Annotated in this window: 19 protein-coding genes; 8 read left to right on the plus strand and 11 right to left on the minus strand. The window is 62.2% G+C overall.

All coding sequences use genetic code 11. From position 1 onward, the window contains the following. Positions 1-47 precede the first annotated feature (47 nt). Positions 48-629 (minus strand): PDDEXK family nuclease, encoded by a 582-nt coding sequence (locus tag CQ14_RS00740; RefSeq protein WP_057856047.1) that lies wholly within the window; start codon positions 627-629, stop codon positions 48-50. A 413-nt stretch (positions 630-1,042) separates the two neighbouring features. Continuing rightward, the gene (locus CQ14_RS00745) at positions 1,043-1,483 is read right to left on the minus strand and encodes a hypothetical protein (protein ID WP_057856048.1); all 441 of its coding nucleotides are present in this window, start codon (positions 1,481-1,483) and stop codon (positions 1,043-1,045) included. Positions 1,484-1,818: 335 nt separating this feature from the next. Between CQ14_RS00745 and CQ14_RS00750 the strand changes: the two genes are divergently transcribed. From CQ14_RS00750 to CQ14_RS00760, 3 genes are all read left to right on the plus strand, one after another. Further along, positions 1,819-3,888, plus strand: coding sequence for an ATP-dependent helicase (locus CQ14_RS00750; protein WP_199805404.1), 2,070 nt, complete (start codon positions 1,819-1,821; stop codon positions 3,886-3,888). A 192-nt stretch (positions 3,889-4,080) separates the two neighbouring features. Next, positions 4,081-4,776 carry a hypothetical protein gene (locus CQ14_RS00755; protein ID WP_057856049.1) on the plus strand — a complete coding sequence of 232 codons (696 nt, stop codon included), beginning with the start codon at positions 4,081-4,083 and terminating at the stop codon, positions 4,774-4,776. 87 nt (positions 4,777-4,863) lie between these two features. After that, the gene (locus tag CQ14_RS00760) at positions 4,864-5,301 is read left to right on the plus strand and encodes a VOC family protein (RefSeq protein WP_057856050.1); all 438 of its coding nucleotides are present in this window, start codon (positions 4,864-4,866) and stop codon (positions 5,299-5,301) included. A gap of 162 nt (positions 5,302-5,463) precedes the next feature. Here CQ14_RS00760 and CQ14_RS00765 read toward each other — a convergent pair whose 3' ends face one another. Next, positions 5,464-5,652 carry a hypothetical protein gene (locus CQ14_RS00765; protein WP_156434596.1) on the minus strand — a complete coding sequence of 63 codons (189 nt, stop codon included), beginning with the start codon at positions 5,650-5,652 and terminating at the stop codon, positions 5,464-5,466. Positions 5,653-6,052: 400 nt separating this feature from the next. Further along, positions 6,053-6,619 (minus strand): hypothetical protein, encoded by a 567-nt coding sequence (locus CQ14_RS00770; protein ID WP_057856052.1) that lies wholly within the window; start codon positions 6,617-6,619, stop codon positions 6,053-6,055. A gap of 630 nt (positions 6,620-7,249) precedes the next feature. Here CQ14_RS00770 and CQ14_RS00775 point away from each other — a divergent pair. Continuing rightward, positions 7,250-8,353, plus strand: coding sequence for a BA14K family protein (locus tag CQ14_RS00775; RefSeq protein ID WP_156434597.1), 1,104 nt, complete (start codon positions 7,250-7,252; stop codon positions 8,351-8,353). Positions 8,354-8,701: 348 nt separating this feature from the next. Here CQ14_RS00775 and CQ14_RS00780 read toward each other — a convergent pair whose 3' ends face one another. The 5 genes from CQ14_RS00780 to CQ14_RS00800 form a co-directional block, all read right to left on the minus strand. Further along, positions 8,702-9,700, minus strand: a complete 999-nt coding sequence (locus CQ14_RS00780; RefSeq protein ID WP_057856054.1) for a Bug family tripartite tricarboxylate transporter substrate binding protein — start codon at positions 9,698-9,700, stop codon at positions 8,702-8,704. A 167-nt stretch (positions 9,701-9,867) separates the two neighbouring features. Further along, positions 9,868-10,152 carry a hypothetical protein gene (locus tag CQ14_RS00785; RefSeq protein WP_156434598.1) on the minus strand — a complete coding sequence of 95 codons (285 nt, stop codon included), beginning with the start codon at positions 10,150-10,152 and terminating at the stop codon, positions 9,868-9,870. Between the two features lie 47 nt (positions 10,153-10,199). After that, positions 10,200-10,913 carry an ROK family protein gene (locus CQ14_RS00790; protein ID WP_057856056.1) on the minus strand — a complete coding sequence of 238 codons (714 nt, stop codon included), beginning with the start codon at positions 10,911-10,913 and terminating at the stop codon, positions 10,200-10,202. Between the two features lie 250 nt (positions 10,914-11,163). Further along, on the minus strand, positions 11,164-11,463 hold the full coding sequence (locus tag CQ14_RS00795; RefSeq protein ID WP_057856057.1) for a hypothetical protein: 300 nt from the start codon (positions 11,461-11,463) through the stop codon (positions 11,164-11,166). 361 nt (positions 11,464-11,824) lie between these two features. After that, positions 11,825-12,826, minus strand: coding sequence for a Bug family tripartite tricarboxylate transporter substrate binding protein (locus CQ14_RS00800; protein WP_057856058.1), 1,002 nt, complete (start codon positions 12,824-12,826; stop codon positions 11,825-11,827). A 390-nt stretch (positions 12,827-13,216) separates the two neighbouring features. Between CQ14_RS00800 and CQ14_RS00805 the strand changes: the two genes are divergently transcribed. Next, entirely contained in the window at positions 13,217-13,555 is a 339-nt protein-coding gene (locus CQ14_RS00805; RefSeq protein ID WP_057856059.1) for a zinc ribbon domain-containing protein YjdM, read from the plus strand. Positions 13,556-13,682: 127 nt separating this feature from the next. Here the strand turns inward: CQ14_RS00805 and CQ14_RS00810 are convergent, their stop codons facing one another. Further along, positions 13,683-13,949 carry a hypothetical protein gene (locus CQ14_RS00810; protein WP_057856060.1) on the minus strand — a complete coding sequence of 89 codons (267 nt, stop codon included), beginning with the start codon at positions 13,947-13,949 and terminating at the stop codon, positions 13,683-13,685. Positions 13,950-14,436: 487 nt separating this feature from the next. Between CQ14_RS00810 and CQ14_RS00815 the strand changes: the two genes are divergently transcribed. Then, positions 14,437-15,465 (plus strand): M23 family metallopeptidase, encoded by a 1,029-nt coding sequence (locus CQ14_RS00815; RefSeq protein ID WP_082649633.1) that lies wholly within the window; start codon positions 14,437-14,439, stop codon positions 15,463-15,465. A gap of 7 nt (positions 15,466-15,472) precedes the next feature. Next, positions 15,473-15,817 (plus strand): tRNA-binding protein, encoded by a 345-nt coding sequence (locus CQ14_RS00820; protein ID WP_057856062.1) that lies wholly within the window; start codon positions 15,473-15,475, stop codon positions 15,815-15,817. 19 nt (positions 15,818-15,836) lie between these two features. On the opposite strand, the gene CQ14_RS00825 is transcribed toward CQ14_RS00820, so the two are convergent. Continuing rightward, positions 15,837-16,760, minus strand: a complete 924-nt coding sequence (locus CQ14_RS00825) for a DMT family transporter (protein WP_057856063.1) — start codon at positions 16,758-16,760, stop codon at positions 15,837-15,839. Positions 16,761-16,912: 152 nt separating this feature from the next. Between CQ14_RS00825 and CQ14_RS44365 the strand changes: the two genes are divergently transcribed. Continuing rightward, the gene (locus CQ14_RS44365) at positions 16,913-17,086 is read left to right on the plus strand and encodes a hypothetical protein (protein ID WP_187399379.1); all 174 of its coding nucleotides are present in this window, start codon (positions 16,913-16,915) and stop codon (positions 17,084-17,086) included. The last annotated feature ends 176 nt before the right edge of the window (positions 17,087-17,262 follow it).

Here is a 17,262-nt window from a genome sequence, read left to right on the forward strand (position 1 = left end):
TTCGGGCCGGACTCTAACTCCTTCTGGAGGAAATACGCAGTGGCAGGTCAATTGCACTCCCAGACGATATTCGCTCGCGCGGTTTCGAGGACGCTCCGCGCAAGAATATCTGCTCCGCATACGTCGCATAATATCTCAACTTTGGTCCCCAAAATCTGTTGAATTGGACGTAAGCGGCCATAACTTATGGGAAAGTATCGCAGCGCAAGCTTTGACATACCAGCAGAAGCGAAATGAGCTTCAATCTTCTTCGCATCAAATATTTCGTAAGCTTCAATGTCGCCGCGATCTAAATATTCCTGCAGGCGATTAATCAGCGAGGAGCTCGGCATGGTCGAGTAAACGCCGAGAAAGCCTTTGGCTGAGTGGTGCTTCAGCCGATCCGTGATGTTAGTTTCTTGGTCCGGTCCAACAGCCTTCTCGCTCGTTGCAAAATGCTTACAGCTAACGAGCCAGCTGAACTTCTTTGATTGCACTCTTCCCTTTAGCTGCTCCGAGACCAATATGTCGCGCCCCGCATCGGCACCGCGGCCCGGTCCAATTTCAATTACGAAGCCCAATTCGGACAAGAAATCTCTGGTAAACAGCTCCCACTGGTCTCCGTCCGAGATCTCCTTCCAGTTAATCATGTCAATTCCTCACAGCCTCGTAGGGATGCTCCAATCGCCCGGTCGACTTTGCCGTAAGCGCTGAGAGCAGCAGGCGTATACCCCAATTGGGGCCATTATTGCGAGCGTTCAAACCGGCGCCACATGAGATAACTGCCTAGTCCTCCGCCTATCGCCGAGGATACCAAACTCGTAAGCGCGAGCCCAAGAGTAGCATCCAGAATATCTGCTACTGATCTATCGACGAATACTCCAGTGCTTGCGGCCTCGACCAAAGCGCAAAAGATGACCGCGATGCCCCCGCTCGCGAACGTGGCCACACTAGGATCAACGGTTGTTTCTCCAACGGTGCGCTTCGTTGTAGCTATAGCTGCCACGAATGAAACCGCGGCGCCAATAATCCAAGGCCAATAGCTCAGTTGGGACAGCATGTCTTACGTCGATGCGCCGGGGAGTCTTGGCTGCTTATAGGTTCCAAAATATAGAACGCACGCTGAAGCGATTATGCTGAAAAACATAAAGGCTGCTGCCCACGCACTGTAATTTTCCTTGAAGACTACCAGATACGCACATATTCCAATCGCAACCAGAAGCGCGACAGCAGGCATCACAACCATCATCCGTTCGCGCAGTCGCTTCGACTCCAAACCATCGTACAGGTCTCCAACCTCGAGCATGAAGGCCTGGAAGTCCTCGTAAATCTCGTACGATTTGTCTGGATTGACCAGAATGTATCGCGCCTGCCACTCTTTATCGGCGTCCTTTACGAAGCCCTCCCAAACAATCTTGTTACCTAACTTGCTTGGTCCATAAGCGTCGTAGAGGTTATCGCCATTGCGCCCCTCGAAGATCTGCTTTGCTTCGGCTTTCCTCATGAAATCCCCCAATTCAATCAGAGGATGCTACCAAAAGGTAACTGGCGCACAAGACGTTCTATCGAATGTAGGATCACCCGAAAGCGTAATCCGCTGTTCTCCACGAACCAGCCGGCGGGTTACGCTTCACTAACCCGCCCTACTCACTCGCGAAGCAGCACCACAGCTCTGTTCGCCATCCGACTCCATTTTGTTCGCAAGGAACGAATCGCATCAGCGCAAATCAGCGCGGACCAATCCTTAACAACGCGTTTGTCGGATAACGGGAAAGAGCGGACATTCGTCGTTGCGAGCCCCTGCGAATCGGCCGAGTCTCCGATGACATGGGGTGATTCGTGCTGGCTGAAACGACCGATCAATATCTGGAAAGCCTCAATCCCGAACAGCGCCGGGCCGTCGAGCACGGCATCGGCGCGGATGGAACCATCGGCGCGCCGCTTCTCGTCATCGCCGGCGCGGGATCCGGAAAGACCAACACGCTCGCGCATCGTGTGGCCCACCTCATCATCAGCGGCGCCGACCCGCGCCGCATGCTGCTGATGACGTTTTCGCGCCGTGCCGCCGCCGAGATGACCCAGCGGGTCGAACGCATTGCGCGCCGCGTGCTCGGCGACAAGGCCGGCATCATGACGGAGGCGCTGACCTGGGCCGGTACCTTTCACGGCATCGGGGCGCGGCTGCTGCGTGAATACGCCGAAGCGATCGGCTTCGATCCGGCCTTCACGATCCACGACCGGGAAGATTCGGCCGACCTGCTCAACCTGGTGCGCCACGAGCTCGGATTTTCAAAGACCGAGTCCCGCTTTCCCACCAAGGGCACCTGCCTTGCGATCTATTCCCGTTGCGTGAATGCGCAGATGCCGATCGAGACGGTGCTCGGACAGCACTATCCCTGGTGTTCGGGATGGGCGGATGAACTCAAGCGACTGTTCGCGGCTTACGTCGAGGCCAAGCAGAAGCAGAATGTGCTCGACTATGACGACCTGCTGCTGTGGTGGTCACAGATGGTATCGGAGCCTACCATCGCACAGGAGATCGGCGGCCGGTTCGATCATGTCATGGTCGACGAGTATCAGGACACCAACAAGCTGCAGTCGGCGATCCTGCTGGCGCTCAAGCCGGATGGGCGTGGCCTCACCGTGGTGGGAGACGACGCCCAATCGATCTATTCGTTTCGCGCCGCCACCGTCAGGAACATCCTGGATTTTCCCGACCATTTCAGCCCGCGGGCGGAGATTGTCACGCTCGACCGCAACTATCGCTCGACCCAGCCGGTTCTGGCGGCAGCCAATGGCGTGATCGGATTGGCAAAGGAACGCTTCACCAAGAACCTCTGGACCGAGCGCCATTCGGCCCGGCTGCCGCGCCTCGTTACGGTGCGCGATGAGGCCGACCAGGCGCGCTACATCGTCGAGCAGGTGCTGGCGAACCGCGAGGAAGGATCGCGGCTCAAGGAGCAGGCTGTCCTGTTCCGGACGTCGTCGCACAGCGGCCCGCTGGAGGTCGAGCTGACACGGCGCAATATTCCCTTCGTCAAGTTCGGCGGCCTGAAGTTTCTGGACGCCGCCCACGTCAAGGACGTTCTGGCGCTACTCAAGTTCATCGAGAACCCGCGCGACCGCGTCGCCGGATTCCGCGTGCTGCACCTGCTGCCCGGCATCGGGCCAGCGTCGGCGCAGCGCATTCTCGATCAAACCACTGTCATGGCCGATCCGATCTCTGCGCTTGCGGCGCTGCCGACCCCGCCCCGCGCCGGCCAGGACTGGACCGCCTTTGTCGAAACGCTTGGTAATCTCCGCTATTCGGAATGGCCTGTCGACATCGAGCGCATCGGGCTCTGGTACACCCCGCATCTGGAGCGCATCCACGAGGATGCCGAGGTGCGGCTCGCCGATCTGCTACAGCTCGAGCAGATCGCCTCGGGTTATCCCTCCCGCGAGCGCTTCCTGACCGAACTCACGCTCGATCCCCCTGATGCGACCAGCGATCGCTCGGGGCCACCGCTGCGCGACGAAGACTATCTGATCCTGTCCACCATCCATTCCGCAAAGGGGCAGGAATGGAAATCGGTATACGCCCTCAACGTCGTCGACGGCTGCATGCCGTCCGATCTCGGCGCCGGCACGACGGCTGAACTCGAAGAAGAGCGGCGCCTGCTCTATGTTGCGATGACGCGCGCCAAGGACGATCTGCACCTGATCGTGCCGCAGCGCTTCTTCGTGCATGGTCAGCAGGCCCGCGGCGACCGCCATGTCTATGCGTCGCGGACGCGGTTCATACCGGACCATCTGGTGAAGCTGTTCGATCGGCAGGTATGGCCGGCGGCGGCGCCTGTGGCCCGCGCGACGCCAAATCAGGCCGTGCAGATGGATATTCGCGAGCGCATGCGCGGCATGTGGCGTTAGAGCGTGATGTTGTTAGGTTTGCTTGCGACCAAGGTGCGCTCCCTCTCCCGCTTGCGGGGGAGCGCTGGGGTGGGGGTATCTCCGCGGGCGACCCGAGTGGGGAGAGCCCCCACCCGGCGCTTCGCGCCGACCTCAGAGCGAGCTTCGCTCGTCTCGACCCCCGCAAGCGGGAGAGGTGAGGCGGAAAACCCAATGAGACGCCTTGTCCAGGCTTCGCTCGGACTCCTCGCATGGAGCCTTCTCCAGACCTCGCCCGCATCCGCCCAGCTCAAGGGCGACGCCGACAACATTTGTCGGAACGGATCTTTTCCACGCGAGAGCACGGACTACAGGCTGGCGAAGATCAAGGGCGCGGCCGGCGACAGGATCTATTTCCACGGCGATGCCAACGAGCGATGCCCCGACGACCAGGCCTGTCGTCTGAAAACCTATGTCATACCCAACGATGAAGTCATTGTTTCCCGGACGTTGGGCAAGTTCGCATGCAGCTGGTTTCAACCTCGCAAGGGCTCTGAGACGGTCGGCTGGATCGAGACCGACAGGCTTGCGTGGCAGGGGGACATGCGACCACCGGAGATGCGGGATTGGCTCGGCGAATGGCGCGGCTACGACAATTTCATTCGCATCTCGAAATCGAAAGAGGCAGGTCAGCTGGCCATCAAGGGCGAGGCCACATGGGGTTCGGGCAGCCGCACCCATACCGGCGAGCTCGATTACGACGCAAAACCTTCTGCCGATAAAATGAAATTCGGCGACGGCACGGACGAACTCGACTGCCAGGTCACCATGCAGCTCGTCGGCAAATTACTGGTCGTCGGCGACAATCTCCATTGCGGCGGCGCAAACGTGTCGTTTTCAGGGGTCTACCAACGGAGACCGAAACGATAAAGCAGCGAGTAGCCCGGATGGTCGCCGGTGTTGGGGGTACCTCAAGCGTCCGTTGTTAGACCAGGCGACACCTTGGAGATTGGAAACATGGCGCTCAAGCGAATGGACAACGTAGGAATCGTCGTCGAAGACCTCGAAGGAACGATCGATTTCTTTCGCGAACTCGGCCTCGACCTCGAAGGGCGGGCCACGGTCGAAGGAGAATGGGCCGGACGTGTCACTGGACTGGGCGATCAGCGCGTCGAGATTGCCATGATGCGCACACCGGACGGCCACAGCCGGCTCGAGCTCTCCCGCTTCCTCACGCCGCCTGTCGTCGCAGATCACCGGAACGCGCCGGTCAACGCCCTGGGCTACCTCCGCGTCATGTTTGCCGTGGACGACGTCGACGAGACGCTTGAAAGGCTCCGCACGCGCGGCGCGCAGCTCGTAGGCGAAGTAGTCCAGTATAAAGACGCGTATCGGCTCTGCTACATCCGTGGGCCTGAAGGGCTTCTCATCGGACTCGCCCAGGAACTCAGATGAGCGCGGTTTGAGGCGGTCCAAGATTCAAGCGAGCGTAGCGCATAGGGCAAAGCGTAATCCGCCGTCAGGTGCCAACGGCGGATACGCCTTCGGTTCTAACCGCCCTGCTCGCGCGCACACCTGTTGTTGGCGAGCCCGCTTCAGCCTCGACGACACACCGTTCTAGGCGATGGCAGTCCGCCCCCCGCCAAAGTTGATGTTCGCCCATGGCGAATAAAACTGTTTGACCCAATTCAGGTATCGGATCTCCAATGCGTCCGCCTTCCGCCCACCGCTCACCTTGTCCAGTTCGACAAGCGCCAGTTCGACCGTATTCTGCGGGCTGCTGAATTCATCTTTCCGCGTATTCATCTTCTGCTCCATTGGCCAGGAAAGGGATCGGTCTTCGATCCATCCGTTCAGCGTGAGGCAGCCGCGCTTCAATTTCCGTGATGTGAATCACAAGCGCCCGGGATCCATGAACGGTGCGAGCGGAGCCACCATCACCGCCCCTGCGCACCACCAATCACATGAAGTGAGCCCGTCCGAATGACGGTGACAGCGAGTAGCCCGGACGAGCGGCTTGTCCGCCGTAGCTCGAAGAGCGTAGGCGGAAGCGACATCCGGGACTACTCGCACATCTCCCCCGATTGCGGAGGCTGTCATCTGCGCGAGCACAATCGCGCTCGTCGCGGGGCGCGCATTCGCGCGACCCGTTGGCTCATCCGGGCTGCGCTCGCTGCACTCCCGGTTCTGGGGGACATCGAGGTTCCTATTTGATTTCCCACGTCGTATTGTGCGGGATGTCCATCGCGAAATAGCCGCCCGGGCCGGCGGGCGCAGGCATGGTTATGCAGGCAAATGGCTCGCTCCCGGTGATCCCCTTATACTTCCCGGTACCGCCGGTGATGATGTGGGTGCCACAATCCATTTTCGGCTGCGACTTATCGAGGTCGCGCGTATCGAAGGTTGAGAAAATCTTGTCACCGTCGCTGTCGGCCAGCACGCAGGCGCCGTCGATGTATTTCTTGTCGCCGGACGCCACGTTCAACGCCGTGCAATGGGCCGACATCTTGTCCAGCATCTTCTCTCCCTTCATGTTTTGGGTCGTCCCGACCGCCTCCAGCGCGGTGGCGGTACCGAGTCCTGAGATGTCAATGCTCATCAACGGTTTGAAAATGAAGTGCGTCACGTAGGGCGTGGTCCCCTTCTTTTCAATCGGCTCTCCCAGGGCAGCCGCGGTAGCAATGGCTACCAGTGCTCCGGCGACGAGCGTTGCTTTCGCAAGTGTCATCGCTACGGCGGGTATCGCGTATTTGCTTGGGTTGATGGGCCTCATTGATTCCTCCCTGGATCAAAGCGGCGGCCCACGCCTTTCCCGCGAACCGCCGCGGAGTTAGAGACGACGTGCTTGCACGTAAGACGCATATCGTTGTCCTTGCTGATGTCGAACTTCGCGCAGGCGCTGAACGCCGACGCGATCATGCTCTAACGACGCTTCGCCGCAGGCGGACGAAGTATGTGGGAGATTGTGGCTCCGATCGCCGGTTCATGACGTTGTCTCGCAGAACCGGACTTAAGACAGGGCCGATGAACGGTTTACGTACCTGCAAGAGGGCATAACCCGCACGATCCGAGCGAGCGGCATGGTAGCATCAAGCGCGCCAGACGTCAGCCATCATGGTCGGAGAGCGCGGCGTGTATCGTCAACCGGCCTGACCTATCCCGCCATGCGGGATCTGCCAGACCTCAATCCTGAGGAGTCGCGAAGCGGCGCCACCAGGATGAATGGCACTGGCAAGTAGCCTGGATGAGCAAGGCGACATCCGGGACGACTCCAACATCGCCCTCAGATATCGCTGCGCTCATCCGGACTCCCCACCCCTAGATTGTGCACTTGGCGAATTCTTCCATCAGTTGCACTCACCAAAACGCTTTCGCAGTCCTGGCGCCAGTCCTCAGACGCGTAGTGTGGCAGCCGGCACACACGCTCGGTGCTAAGCGCGTCGTCATCAGCGAAAGAGCCGCGCTGATCACAGACTTGCCGCAAATGGGTGTGGAACTTTCACGGGGACAATTAGCCGAGTATCCATCCATGCATTTGTCAGCTTTATCGACGGCCGTCGCCGCGCGCGCCGGTGTGCTGTGTTGCGTCTTGTTTATGGGATTAAGCGCTCCGGCGCTCGCGCAGACATCGGCCACGGGCAATCCGGGCCCGACCGCCGCGCAGCCCTCAGTGTCGGCGCAGGAAAAGCCTGCGGCGGCTTCCGAAGAGAAGCCGTCGGCCGCGGACGACAAGCCCGCCACCGCCGAGCAAAAGCCGGCACCTGCGGAGGAGAAGCCGGCCATCGCGCAGGACAAGCCCGCGGCGGTCGAGGAGAAGGCGGCTGCCACGGACGACAAGCCTGCCATCGCCGAGCAGAAGCCGGCGCCTGCGGAGGAGAAGCCAGCCATCGCGCAGGACAAGCCCGCGGCGGTCGAGGAGAAGGCGGCCGCCACGGACGACAAGCCTGCCGTCGTCGAGCAGAAGCCGGCCCCCGCCGAGGAGAAGCCAGCGGTTGCGCAGGACAAGCCCGCAGCGGTCCAGGAGAAGGCGGCTGGCACGTCGGCTGTTACGGACGACAAGTCTGCGGTCGCCGAGCCGAAACCCGCCCCTGCCGAGCCGAAGCCAGCGGTTGCGCAGGACAAGCCCGCCGCCGTCCAAGAGAAGGCCGTCCAAGAGAAGTCGGCGGCCGTGGACGACAAAACTGGCGCCATCGAGCAGAAGCCGGCCGTTCCGGCCGCGAAGCCAGCGGTTGTCAGTCGGAAGCTGGCACCTGTCGGGGAGAAACCCGCGCTTGTGCGCGAGAAGTCCGCCGTGAAGCAGAAGCCTGTCGCCAAGCCGGCAAAGCTCGCCAGCCGCAGCGAAGGGATAGCGCAGAGCAAATCGGTGCAACCGGCCGGGACAACCCACAAGACAGCCCGCAAGCCGCGCGGGCGGACCATGGCCATGCTCTGCACCGGCTTCCGCACCTACAACCCGACGACCGGAACCTACCGGGGCTACGACGGCCTGACGCATTCTTGCCGATAGCCGGATTGGCCCAGCACGGTCCCCGGATGAGCGTAGCGACATCCGGGGACCGCTCGGATGTCGCTCCGCTCATCCGGGCTACGCTCGCTCGACCGTGACGACGGACCGTCTCGTGCGCCGGACGCAAGCGGCGTGAGCGGTGCGAGGTCGGGCCTCTTCTACTTTGCATGGGGTTGTTTTCGCGATTTTATGTCCGGGCCCTGCGGTGTATCCGCAGCGCGTCCGGGACACGATATCGTCAGCAAGCAAGCGTAGGGCGGATTAGCCGAAGGCGTAATCCGCCGCTCTGCGCGACCGAGGCGGCGGGTTACGCTTCGCTAACCCGCCCTACTCACTCCCTTCATTCCCTCACTTCGCCAGCCCGAGCGACTTCAGCGCCTGGCCGTTGTCCTCGTTGTCCGCCTTCATGAACGCCGCGAAGTCAGCCGACCCCAGATAGATCATGTCGAAGCCGCGCCGGTTCATGAACTCCTTGAACTCCGCGCTGTCCCAGATCTTCTTGATCGCGGTCTCGTACTGCGTGGCAATCTCCTGCGGCAGGCCCTTGGGCGCCGCAAAGCCGCGCCACACACCCTTGTGCCATTTGTGACCCGTCGCCTCCTCGGTGGTCGGCACATCGGGGAAGTTCGGCGCGCGCTTCGGCGAAAAGAACACGAGGCTGCGCACGCGGCCTGCCTTGATCAGCGCCTCCGCTTCCGGCATCGAGCACGCGACGAAGTCGACGCCGCCGGCCGCGAGATCCGTCAGCGCGGTCGCTGCACCCGTGGACGGCACCCAGCGGATCGAGCCGGGCGAGACGCCGTCGGCCTGCATCAGGCCGGCGAGCGCGACATGCCAGCTTCCGCCCTGCCCCGTGCCGGAGGCCACCACCTTGTTCGGGTTCGCCTTGATATGGGCGAACAGCTCCTTGACGTCCTTGTAGGGCGCGTCCGCCTTCACGTGGATCGCGGCGGGGTCCTGGTTGACCAGCGCGAGCGGCGTATACTTCTCGAAGGTGAGATCGGTGAGCCCCACCCAGTGCATCAGGTTGATCTCGAGCGTGATGAGCCCGAACGTGTATCCATCGGGCGCGGCTGACGCGATCGCCTGGTGGCCGACCACGCCCGACCCGCCCGTGCGGTTCACGACGTTCACCGGCTGCTGGAGATCGCGTTCCAGCATGTGGGCGATCTGGCGCGCGACCGCGTCGGTGCCGCCGCCGGCGGCCCACGGCACGATCAGCGTGATCGGCCGCTCCGGGAACGCTGCTTGCGCGCTTCCGGCGCCGAGAAGGCTTGCGGCCGCAATCGCGAAAAGCGCGAAATTTCTGACATGGCGAAACACATAGCGAAGCACTTGGCGAAACATTCGCAAACCCTCCCGCTTTGTTTTTTATGCGTCGGGTGAGACACCGCGACGCGCGCTTATGCGCTGTCAGCCATTCCGGCGGCGGAGCGCGGACATGTCAAGGGAAAGCAAGCGCTGGCGGATTGGCCCAACGGGTCGCTAACCCGCCCTACTCGCCCCTTGCCTCTCTATTGCAAGCCGCGCTTATGCAAGGTGATGATGACGATGCGAATGATGCAGTCCGATATCGACTCGTCCTGCAGTCGCAACTTCTGCAGCCACTGCCACGTCGCCGCGTCGATCTCGATCCGCCAGTTGCCGTTCGGCAGACGCCGTCCGGGCGGGGGTTCGAACACGCTTGCGATCAGGGCGCGGCATTCCTCGGTAATCTCGGTATCCGGCATCGTCTGAATGAAAGGAAGTCCCGGCGCCCCCAGCCCCGCGGCGTGTTGCCCCGATCCGGCAAGCTGCACCAGTTAAATCGCGGCAATGCTGCTGACGTCGCCAGTTCCGGCATTCTCTATCGCCCAACACCGGCCGCTTTGACCGCGCCCTTCTTCCACAGCCGAAACCCGCCCTCGAACGCATTGGTGTTGAGACCGAGGCGGACCTTGCGCGGCAGGCGGGCGACCTTGTCGGCGTTGCCGCCGCCCAGCATGATGTAATCCGGCTCAAGGGCTGCGAGCAGACGCTTCAGGACGTCATCGACCGTGCGCTGCCATTTCTTCCTGCCAACCCGCTTGAGGGCTGCGGCGCCGACATATTGCTCGAACGTCTTGCCGTTGCGGTACGGCAGGTGAGCGAGCTCCATCGGTTCCAGAATGCCGTCCACGATCATCGCGGAGCCAAGACCGGTTCCGAGCCCCAAGAACAGCATCCGGCCGCCCTGGTAGCTGCCGACCGCCTGCATCAGCGCATCGTTGACGAGCTTAGTCGGGCGGCCAAAGGCCTTTTCGAAATTGAAACCGGCCCACCCCTGCCCGAGATTGTGCGGCTCCGACAAGGGCCGGTTGTTGATGACAGGCCCCGGATACCCGATTGAGACGACGTCATAGGACCAGTCTTTCGTCAGCGCCTTGACCTGCCTCACCATCGCTCTCGCAGAGAGATCCGGACCGGACGCAAACGCGCGCCTGGTTCGCTCCGTGCTGGTCATGAACTTCACGCGCGAACCGCCGATGTCGATCACGAGGACCGTTTGCCGCGCTGCCCGCTTGCCCGTTTTCTTCGCCATGAATTCGCGCCCCGCTCGGTCGGATGATCATAACGCCAGCCGACACCCACCTGAAGCAGGGAAACAAGCCGCACCACAGCTTTGTTCTCCCTCCGACTCCAGTTTGTTCGCAAGGAACGAATCGTATCAGCGTGAATCGGCGCGAGCCAATTCTTAACAACGCGTTTGCTTCATGCTTGCGTAGCACGTAGCCCGGATGAGCGGAGCGATATCCGGGACAAACTCCAGCAGTACCCTGCGCTCTTCCGAGCTACGCTTGCTGTTCTTGCAGGATCGGTGAACCGAGTTCATCGAAGCGGAAAAGCTGAAAGATCCGCTGGCCGTTGAAGTCGAGGACCCTCAAATCATCCGTCTCGTGCAGATTGCTCTCGACCGCCTGAAAATGCCCGCCGTAGCGCGCCTTGGCGAGCGACAATGGGACCTCAAACGCGACGAACTTGCCGATCCCTTTCTGCTTGAGCACCTCAAGCAGCCTCTGATCGCGCAAGGACCCGTGCGATGTGAGAATGAGCAGCGGACCGCTCGCCGTGAGTAGCAAAAGCGATTTCATCGGATACTCCTTCGCGGTTGGAGTGACCTCAGCGAGTGCCCTGGATGAGTGCGGCGATATCCGAGACCATTTGGCATTACCCCGGATATCGGTGCGCTCATCCGGGCTACGCTCGCTCCAGAGAAACGAACAGCACCACAGCTTTGTTCTCCGTCCGACTCCATTTTGTTCGCAAAGAACGAATCGCATCAGTACAAATCAGCACGGGCCAATTCTTAACAACGCGTTTGCGCGCAGATGCCGGGCAGTAGCAAGTAGCCCGGATGGGCGGAGCGACATCCGGGGCGGCCCTGTCGGGTGTTTATAGCTCGCACTCCCGCATATCGCTTCGCTTGTGCGGGCTACTCGCCACTCGCTGCACCTATCCCCCGCCCTCCGGCTTGATCCCGGCCGCCTTCATGATCGGCAGCAACCTTCCTTCCTCGCTGTCGCGATACGCCGTGATCTCCTGCGTCGTGGTCGGCCAGGTGGTGGCGCCGAGGTCCGCGTAGCGCTGTTTCACCCAAGGGTCGTTCAGCGCCTTGGCGGCGAGCGCGTTGATTTGCGCGACGAGGTCGGGCGGCATGTTAGCCGGTCCCACCAGCGCGGCCCAGGAGGTCATCTCGTAGCCGGGCAACAGTTCGGCCATCGCGGGCACGTCGGGAAGCTCTGCGATCCGCTTCTTCGCGGTGACCGCAACCGGTCTGATCGTGCCTGCGCGCACGCTCGGCAGCGAGCCCGGAAGATTGTCGAACAGCAGATCGATATTGCCGGCGAGTAAATCGTTCAGCGCCGGCGCGGCGCCGCGATAGGGCACGTGGCGGACCTGCACGCCGGCCATGCTGTTCATCATCTCGCCGGAGAGATGCAGCGTGGTGCCGAAGCCGGCGGAGGCGTAGGTGTATTTGCCCGGCTCCTTCCTGAATGCCGCGAGCAATTCCTTCAGGTCCGCGGAGAACAGGTCCTTCTTCGCGGTCAAGATGTTCGGCAATTGCCACATGCCGGAGATGAAGGTGAAATCCTCGCGCGGCCGATACGGCAGTTTGGCGTAGGAGCCGATCGCGAGCACGTTGGAGGCGATGCCGCCGAGCCCGACCGTGTAGCCGTCCGGCGGCGATTTCGCGATCGCGTCCGCGCCGAGCACGCCGCCGGCGCCGGCCTTGTTCTCGACCACGAAAGATTGCCCGGAGAGTTCACTCAGCTTCTGGCAGAGCACGCGCGAAAGCGTGTCGGTGGCGCCGCCGGCCGGAAAGCCGTTGACGTATTTCACGGGGCGGACCGGCCAGGCCTCTGCGGCGCGGCCCGCCCGCGGCACCAGCCACGGCGCGGCAATGAAAGAACTGGCGAGCGCAAGCGCGCGACGGCGGTCGATCGACAGCGGCATCGGTTTCCTCCCCTTCCCAAGGGCCGTGCGCCGCGTTGCAGCTTTGCTGTTCTGTTCTCCTTGCCTTCCGGTCTTCGATCGGCGTGACGCGACGATCTCTGACGAGAGGCGGGGCGCGTTCGGCTGATGTCAGCTTATGGGGTGCACGCGAAGCTGCAAAGCCCGGCTATCGCGACAAAAGCCCGCGTTCTTCGCCCTTCGCTCTCGTAGCCCGGATGAGCGAAGCGATATCCGGGACCTACTCTCTCGTCATCCCGGATGTCGCTGCGCTCATGCGAGCTGCTCGATGCCGCGGGCGCGTTGCCCCTCCTGGGACCCGAGGATTTTCCCTTGCTTTACCCGGACATGAACCTACGGTGCGCTCCGCCTGGACAGGATTTGAGGACGACAATGGACTGCCCGAAATGCAATTCCGAACATGCCTATCAGGATGGCAGCCTGTGGGTTTGCCCGGAATGCGCCCATGAGTGGAGCGCCGAGGCCGGCAGCGCCGGAGAAGCCTCGCCTGAGGCGGGCGTGCGCGATGCCCACGGCAACGCGCTCTCGGATGGCGACAGCGTCATCGTCATCAAGGACCTCAAGGTGAAGGGCTCGTCGTCGGTCGTCAAAGGCGGTACCAAGGTCAGGAACATCCGCCTGACGGAGGGCGCAGACGGCCACAACATCGCCTGCAAGATCGACGGCATCGGCGCGATGAATCTGAAATCGGAATTCGTGAAGAAGGCGTAAGCCGTATTGGCGACAACATCTGCCCATCGCTTACATGCATCAAGAAAGCCCGCGAGGATATCGCGGGCTTTCTGCTAGCTTTCTCGCAAGTCGGTGCCAACTCGCGCGCCGATCAAGCGGCCGTCCTTTAGCGAATGGCGTGACCGGTGGTGCTGGTCTGGCCCTGTGCGGTCGTGATCCTGTTCCGCGGCGTCAGCACGCTGAGCTGGACGGGCGTGGCTGATGTTGCGACCGGCGATGCTTCCTGAACGTTTTCGGCGCCCAGCACCCGAAGCTGCATGGCGGAGGCCGGAAAGCCCGCCTTTTCGTAGGTCGGCAACTCGGCTGCGACAGCGGCGGTAGCAGCCGTCATCGCGAACACAGCGGCGGCAGCGGCCAGGGAAATCTTTTTCACGTCAGTTCTCCTTAATAGCTTGAAATATGGACCTAATATCCATTTTGTTGCGTTGCAATAGTCCATTGCTGCAATGCACGCATGCGGTAATAGATTGCGGAACTGCGGGTTTGGTCGCACGAGGCGCCGTCAAGGTTCGCTGGAATTTTGGGCTGGGTCGGCACTCCATCGGCCAACGCGAACGCTGGTGGGGCTGATGCGTCGATATCCGCCTGCGGTCGACGAAAAACGTGTCGATGGTGTCGGGGCGCGAGCCGCTCGGCCGTCCTTTCCGGAAAAACAGGCAATGGAGTTTCCGAATGGCCGGGTGATTCTCACCACCTCCGCCGCTTTTGCACGCGTATCGTCGGCAGGTTGCGCTTCGCTAACCCGCCCTACTCGCGTCATTGCCTCACCGTGCCTGGCTCACTTCCAGTAGTATTTTCGTTGTGCCATACCCCTGTGGTGGCAGCGATGAATCCGCTGGCGATTGCGGCGGATTTGCGCGATGGGGGACTTGATGGAAATGGCGCGGGCGCTTCTCGATTACAAAACGCATGTCGGGGCGGCGCTGCAGCGCTTGCGCCTCGCCGCCATGCTCGTGGCGCTCGCCGCGACGCCGGCGCTTGCCTTCGACTTCGCGCGCTACCAGGCGGCCGATCTCGACGAGATCCTGGCCAAGCCGCGCCCGCAGAGCGGCCTCGACCTCTATCAGGCAAATCCGCTGCGGCTCGAAGTGAAGCTGATCTCCTGTGGCGAGGCCTGCGCCGTCCAGGCGATCCCGCAGACCATGCGGATGCTCAGCTTCGACAAGGCGCAGATCGACGGCGTCCAGGTGACGCGTTGCATCAAGGTGCGCTCGGCCAAGGGCAAGGAAGCGCTGCTCTTCATCCAGGACGTGGTCCGCGCGCATTTGCCTGGCGAGGTGAAGCTCGGTGGCTCGGTTACCTTGTTTGCGATCCACCTTTTCACGACGCCCGAGGGGCCGGGACTGCTGGTCAACGAATTCGAGGCCCCGAAGGCGGCCGGAGCCACCGACAAGACGGCGATGAACCCGCCTTGCGGATGCGGCACACCGGAATTTCATCCCGGCATCGACCTCAGCAATGACACCGAAGGCGCACCGATCAGGGCGGTGGATGACGGCGTCGTGGTCAGGGTCGAACAGGATGAAGCGGCCTCCGTCGACGCCTTCGGCATCGGCCGCTGCGGACGCTATGTGGTGGTGAAGCAAAGCTATCCCAACGGGCGCGTCGCGTTCACGCGCTACGCTCAGCTTGGCCGCATCGCAGGCCGCGACGGGCGGCCGATCGAAGTGGGCGCGACGATACGGAAGAACGACCGGATCGGCGAAACCGGTCCGACCAAAACCCTGCATTTCGAGATCCGCCCCGTCGCCCCCGGCGGGACGCGGACCGATGCGGCCTGGCAGGCACGCTACGGCAATGATCCCTCCATGGACTGGTCGCGCTACGATCCCGTCGATCCCAAGACATTCGATGCGGATGTCTTCGGCGACCGAAAGCGCAAACCGTGAGCACGACATGACCGCTCTCAAACCTCAGGCCAACTACGACGATTTCGCTCGCCTCGACATCCGGATCGGCGAGGTCGTGGACGTGCAACCGTTCCCCCGCGCGCGCAATCCGTCTTACAAGGTTGGCGTCGACGTCGGCGCTGACAGAATCATGTGGTCGAGTGCGCAAATCACGAACTATGAACCGGCGTCGCTGCTCGGCTCGCTCGTCGTGTGCGTCTGCAATTTCGCGCCGAAAAACATCGCGGGCTTCACGTCCGAACTCCTGATCCTCGGCGCCAAGGACGCTGATGGCAACGTGATCGTGCTCGGCCCGCGCAGCGACGTTGCGATCGGCGAGCCGGTCTTTTGAGCAGGCGTAGCCCGGATCGCTACGCTCGCTGGCGCTGCGCGAGATAGAACCCCGACAGCACCGTAACCAGTCCCGCCGCCTGCAGCGCCGTTGGCTGCTCGCCGAGCAGGAGCCAGCCTGTGAGTATCGTCAGCGCCGGCACGGTCGCCGGGAAGACCGCAGCGCGGGCCACGCCGATGGTCTGGATTGAGAACGCGAACAGGTACATCGCGGCCGGGCCGGCGAGGACGCCCTGCCCCAGCGCCTGCAGCGCGTTTTCACCAAAGCCAAGCGCCGCCACGCGGGCGAACCCGCCGGAGGCCGCATAGAGGGGCAGCAGCGAGAGCGACAGCACGCTGATGACGGTAGCGGCCGAGAAGGCGGACACGCGCCAATGCCGCAGCAGCGTGCCGAAGACCGCGAACATGAATCCAGTCAGCACGAACAGCAGATCGCCAAGCACGCCGTCGGGACCGATGTGGCCGATCGATTCGACCCCGATCACCACGAGACCGCCGACGATGGCGAGCGCCCCCAGCACGCGCGAGAGCGGAACCCGCTCGCGGAGAAACACCGCCGCAAGGAGCAGGCCGCCGAGCGTCGCGCTGGAAGGCTGGATGACGCTGCCATGGCCGAGCGGCACGAACAGAAAACCGGTATAGCTGATGATCGACATCACCGGCCCACCCAGCACCATCAGCACCAGTCCGCGGCCCCAGCCGATGCCACCGAGATTGCCGAGACGAGCGCGAAGCACGAGCGGCAGGAACGCGATGCCCGACCACAGGAAGCGGTGCATCAGCAAGTCCGCGGGCGTGAACCCGACCTTCAGCCCGTGCCGAGTCGCCACGAAGCCGAGCGCCCAGAACAGCGCGGCGCCAGCGCCGCATGCGATCCCAAGCAGGGCCGGTTTCGGATCGGATTTTTGGGCTGGAATATCAACGCCGCCGGTCGGCTCATTCATCGCAGACGCTTAACTTGGGCCGCACAGCGCTTCAACCCACACCGACGCAGGTCTGACGGGCGTATTGCCGGACCGGCCTTTCGCAATTCGCCATTCACGCGCGATGGCCGGCGCGCTACGCTAACTCACCCTGGTCGCCGGAAAGGATCGTCATGAACGGAAATCGATATTACGGGGTGCGCGTTGAGGGCGCGAAATACGGCGTGGGTTTTGGCTCCGCACTCGCCATCGCGATCTCCTACACCAACAACCACTCGATCCTCTGGGCGATCATCCATGGCATCCTGGGCTGGCTTTACGTGATCTATTTCGCGCTGTTCAAATGATCCGGGCTTGCCGGCAAGTGTGTGGGCTATTGCTCGCTGATCCTCGGCGAAGGACGGGCAAGGCGATGTGATCGTACTGGGCCCAGCAGCGAGGTCGTGATCGGCGAGCCGATCTTTTGATTCCACGCGTGACGCGAACACTACCGGATGAGCTGGCGGCGACATCAGCGGAGAAG

The organism is Bradyrhizobium lablabi (assembly GCF_001440475.1).
Taxonomy (GTDB): Bacteria; Pseudomonadota; Alphaproteobacteria; order Rhizobiales; family Xanthobacteraceae; genus Bradyrhizobium; species Bradyrhizobium lablabi.

What these genes read in the sequence shown, in the direction of transcription:
- CQ14_RS00770 (WP_057856052.1), bottom strand. Translation starts at nt 6,619, where the DNA reads ATGAGGCCCATCAACCCAAGCAAATACGCGATACCCGCCGTAGCGATG.
- CQ14_RS44365 (WP_187399379.1), top strand. Translation starts at nt 16,913, where the DNA reads ATGAACGGAAATCGATATTACGGGGTGCGCGTTGAGGGCGCGAAATAC.
- CQ14_RS00795 (WP_057856057.1), bottom strand. Translation starts at nt 11,463, where the DNA reads ATGAAATCGCTTTTGCTACTCACGGCGAGCGGTCCGCTGCTCATTCTC.
- CQ14_RS00780 (WP_057856054.1), bottom strand. Translation starts at nt 9,700, where the DNA reads ATGTTTCGCCAAGTGCTTCGCTATGTGTTTCGCCATGTCAGAAATTTC.
- CQ14_RS00825 (WP_057856063.1), bottom strand. Translation starts at nt 16,760, where the DNA reads ATGAATGAGCCGACCGGCGGCGTTGATATTCCAGCCCAAAAATCCGAT.
- CQ14_RS00800 (WP_057856058.1), bottom strand. Translation starts at nt 12,826, where the DNA reads ATGCCGCTGTCGATCGACCGCCGTCGCGCGCTTGCGCTCGCCAGTTCT.
- CQ14_RS00765 (WP_156434596.1), bottom strand. Translation starts at nt 5,652, where the DNA reads ATGAATACGCGGAAAGATGAATTCAGCAGCCCGCAGAATACGGTCGAA.
- CQ14_RS00745 (WP_057856048.1), bottom strand. Translation starts at nt 1,483, where the DNA reads ATGAGGAAAGCCGAAGCAAAGCAGATCTTCGAGGGGCGCAATGGCGAT.
- CQ14_RS00755 (WP_057856049.1), top strand. Translation starts at nt 4,081, where the DNA reads ATGAGACGCCTTGTCCAGGCTTCGCTCGGACTCCTCGCATGGAGCCTT.
- CQ14_RS00805 (WP_057856059.1), top strand. Translation starts at nt 13,217, where the DNA reads ATGGACTGCCCGAAATGCAATTCCGAACATGCCTATCAGGATGGCAGC.
- CQ14_RS00760 (WP_057856050.1), top strand. Translation starts at nt 4,864, where the DNA reads ATGGCGCTCAAGCGAATGGACAACGTAGGAATCGTCGTCGAAGACCTC.
- CQ14_RS00815 (WP_082649633.1), top strand. Translation starts at nt 14,437, where the DNA reads ATGGGGGACTTGATGGAAATGGCGCGGGCGCTTCTCGATTACAAAACG.
- CQ14_RS00790 (WP_057856056.1), bottom strand. Translation starts at nt 10,913, where the DNA reads ATGGCGAAGAAAACGGGCAAGCGGGCAGCGCGGCAAACGGTCCTCGTG.
- CQ14_RS00820 (WP_057856062.1), top strand. Translation starts at nt 15,473, where the DNA reads ATGACCGCTCTCAAACCTCAGGCCAACTACGACGATTTCGCTCGCCTC.
- CQ14_RS00740 (WP_057856047.1), bottom strand. Translation starts at nt 629, where the DNA reads ATGATTAACTGGAAGGAGATCTCGGACGGAGACCAGTGGGAGCTGTTT.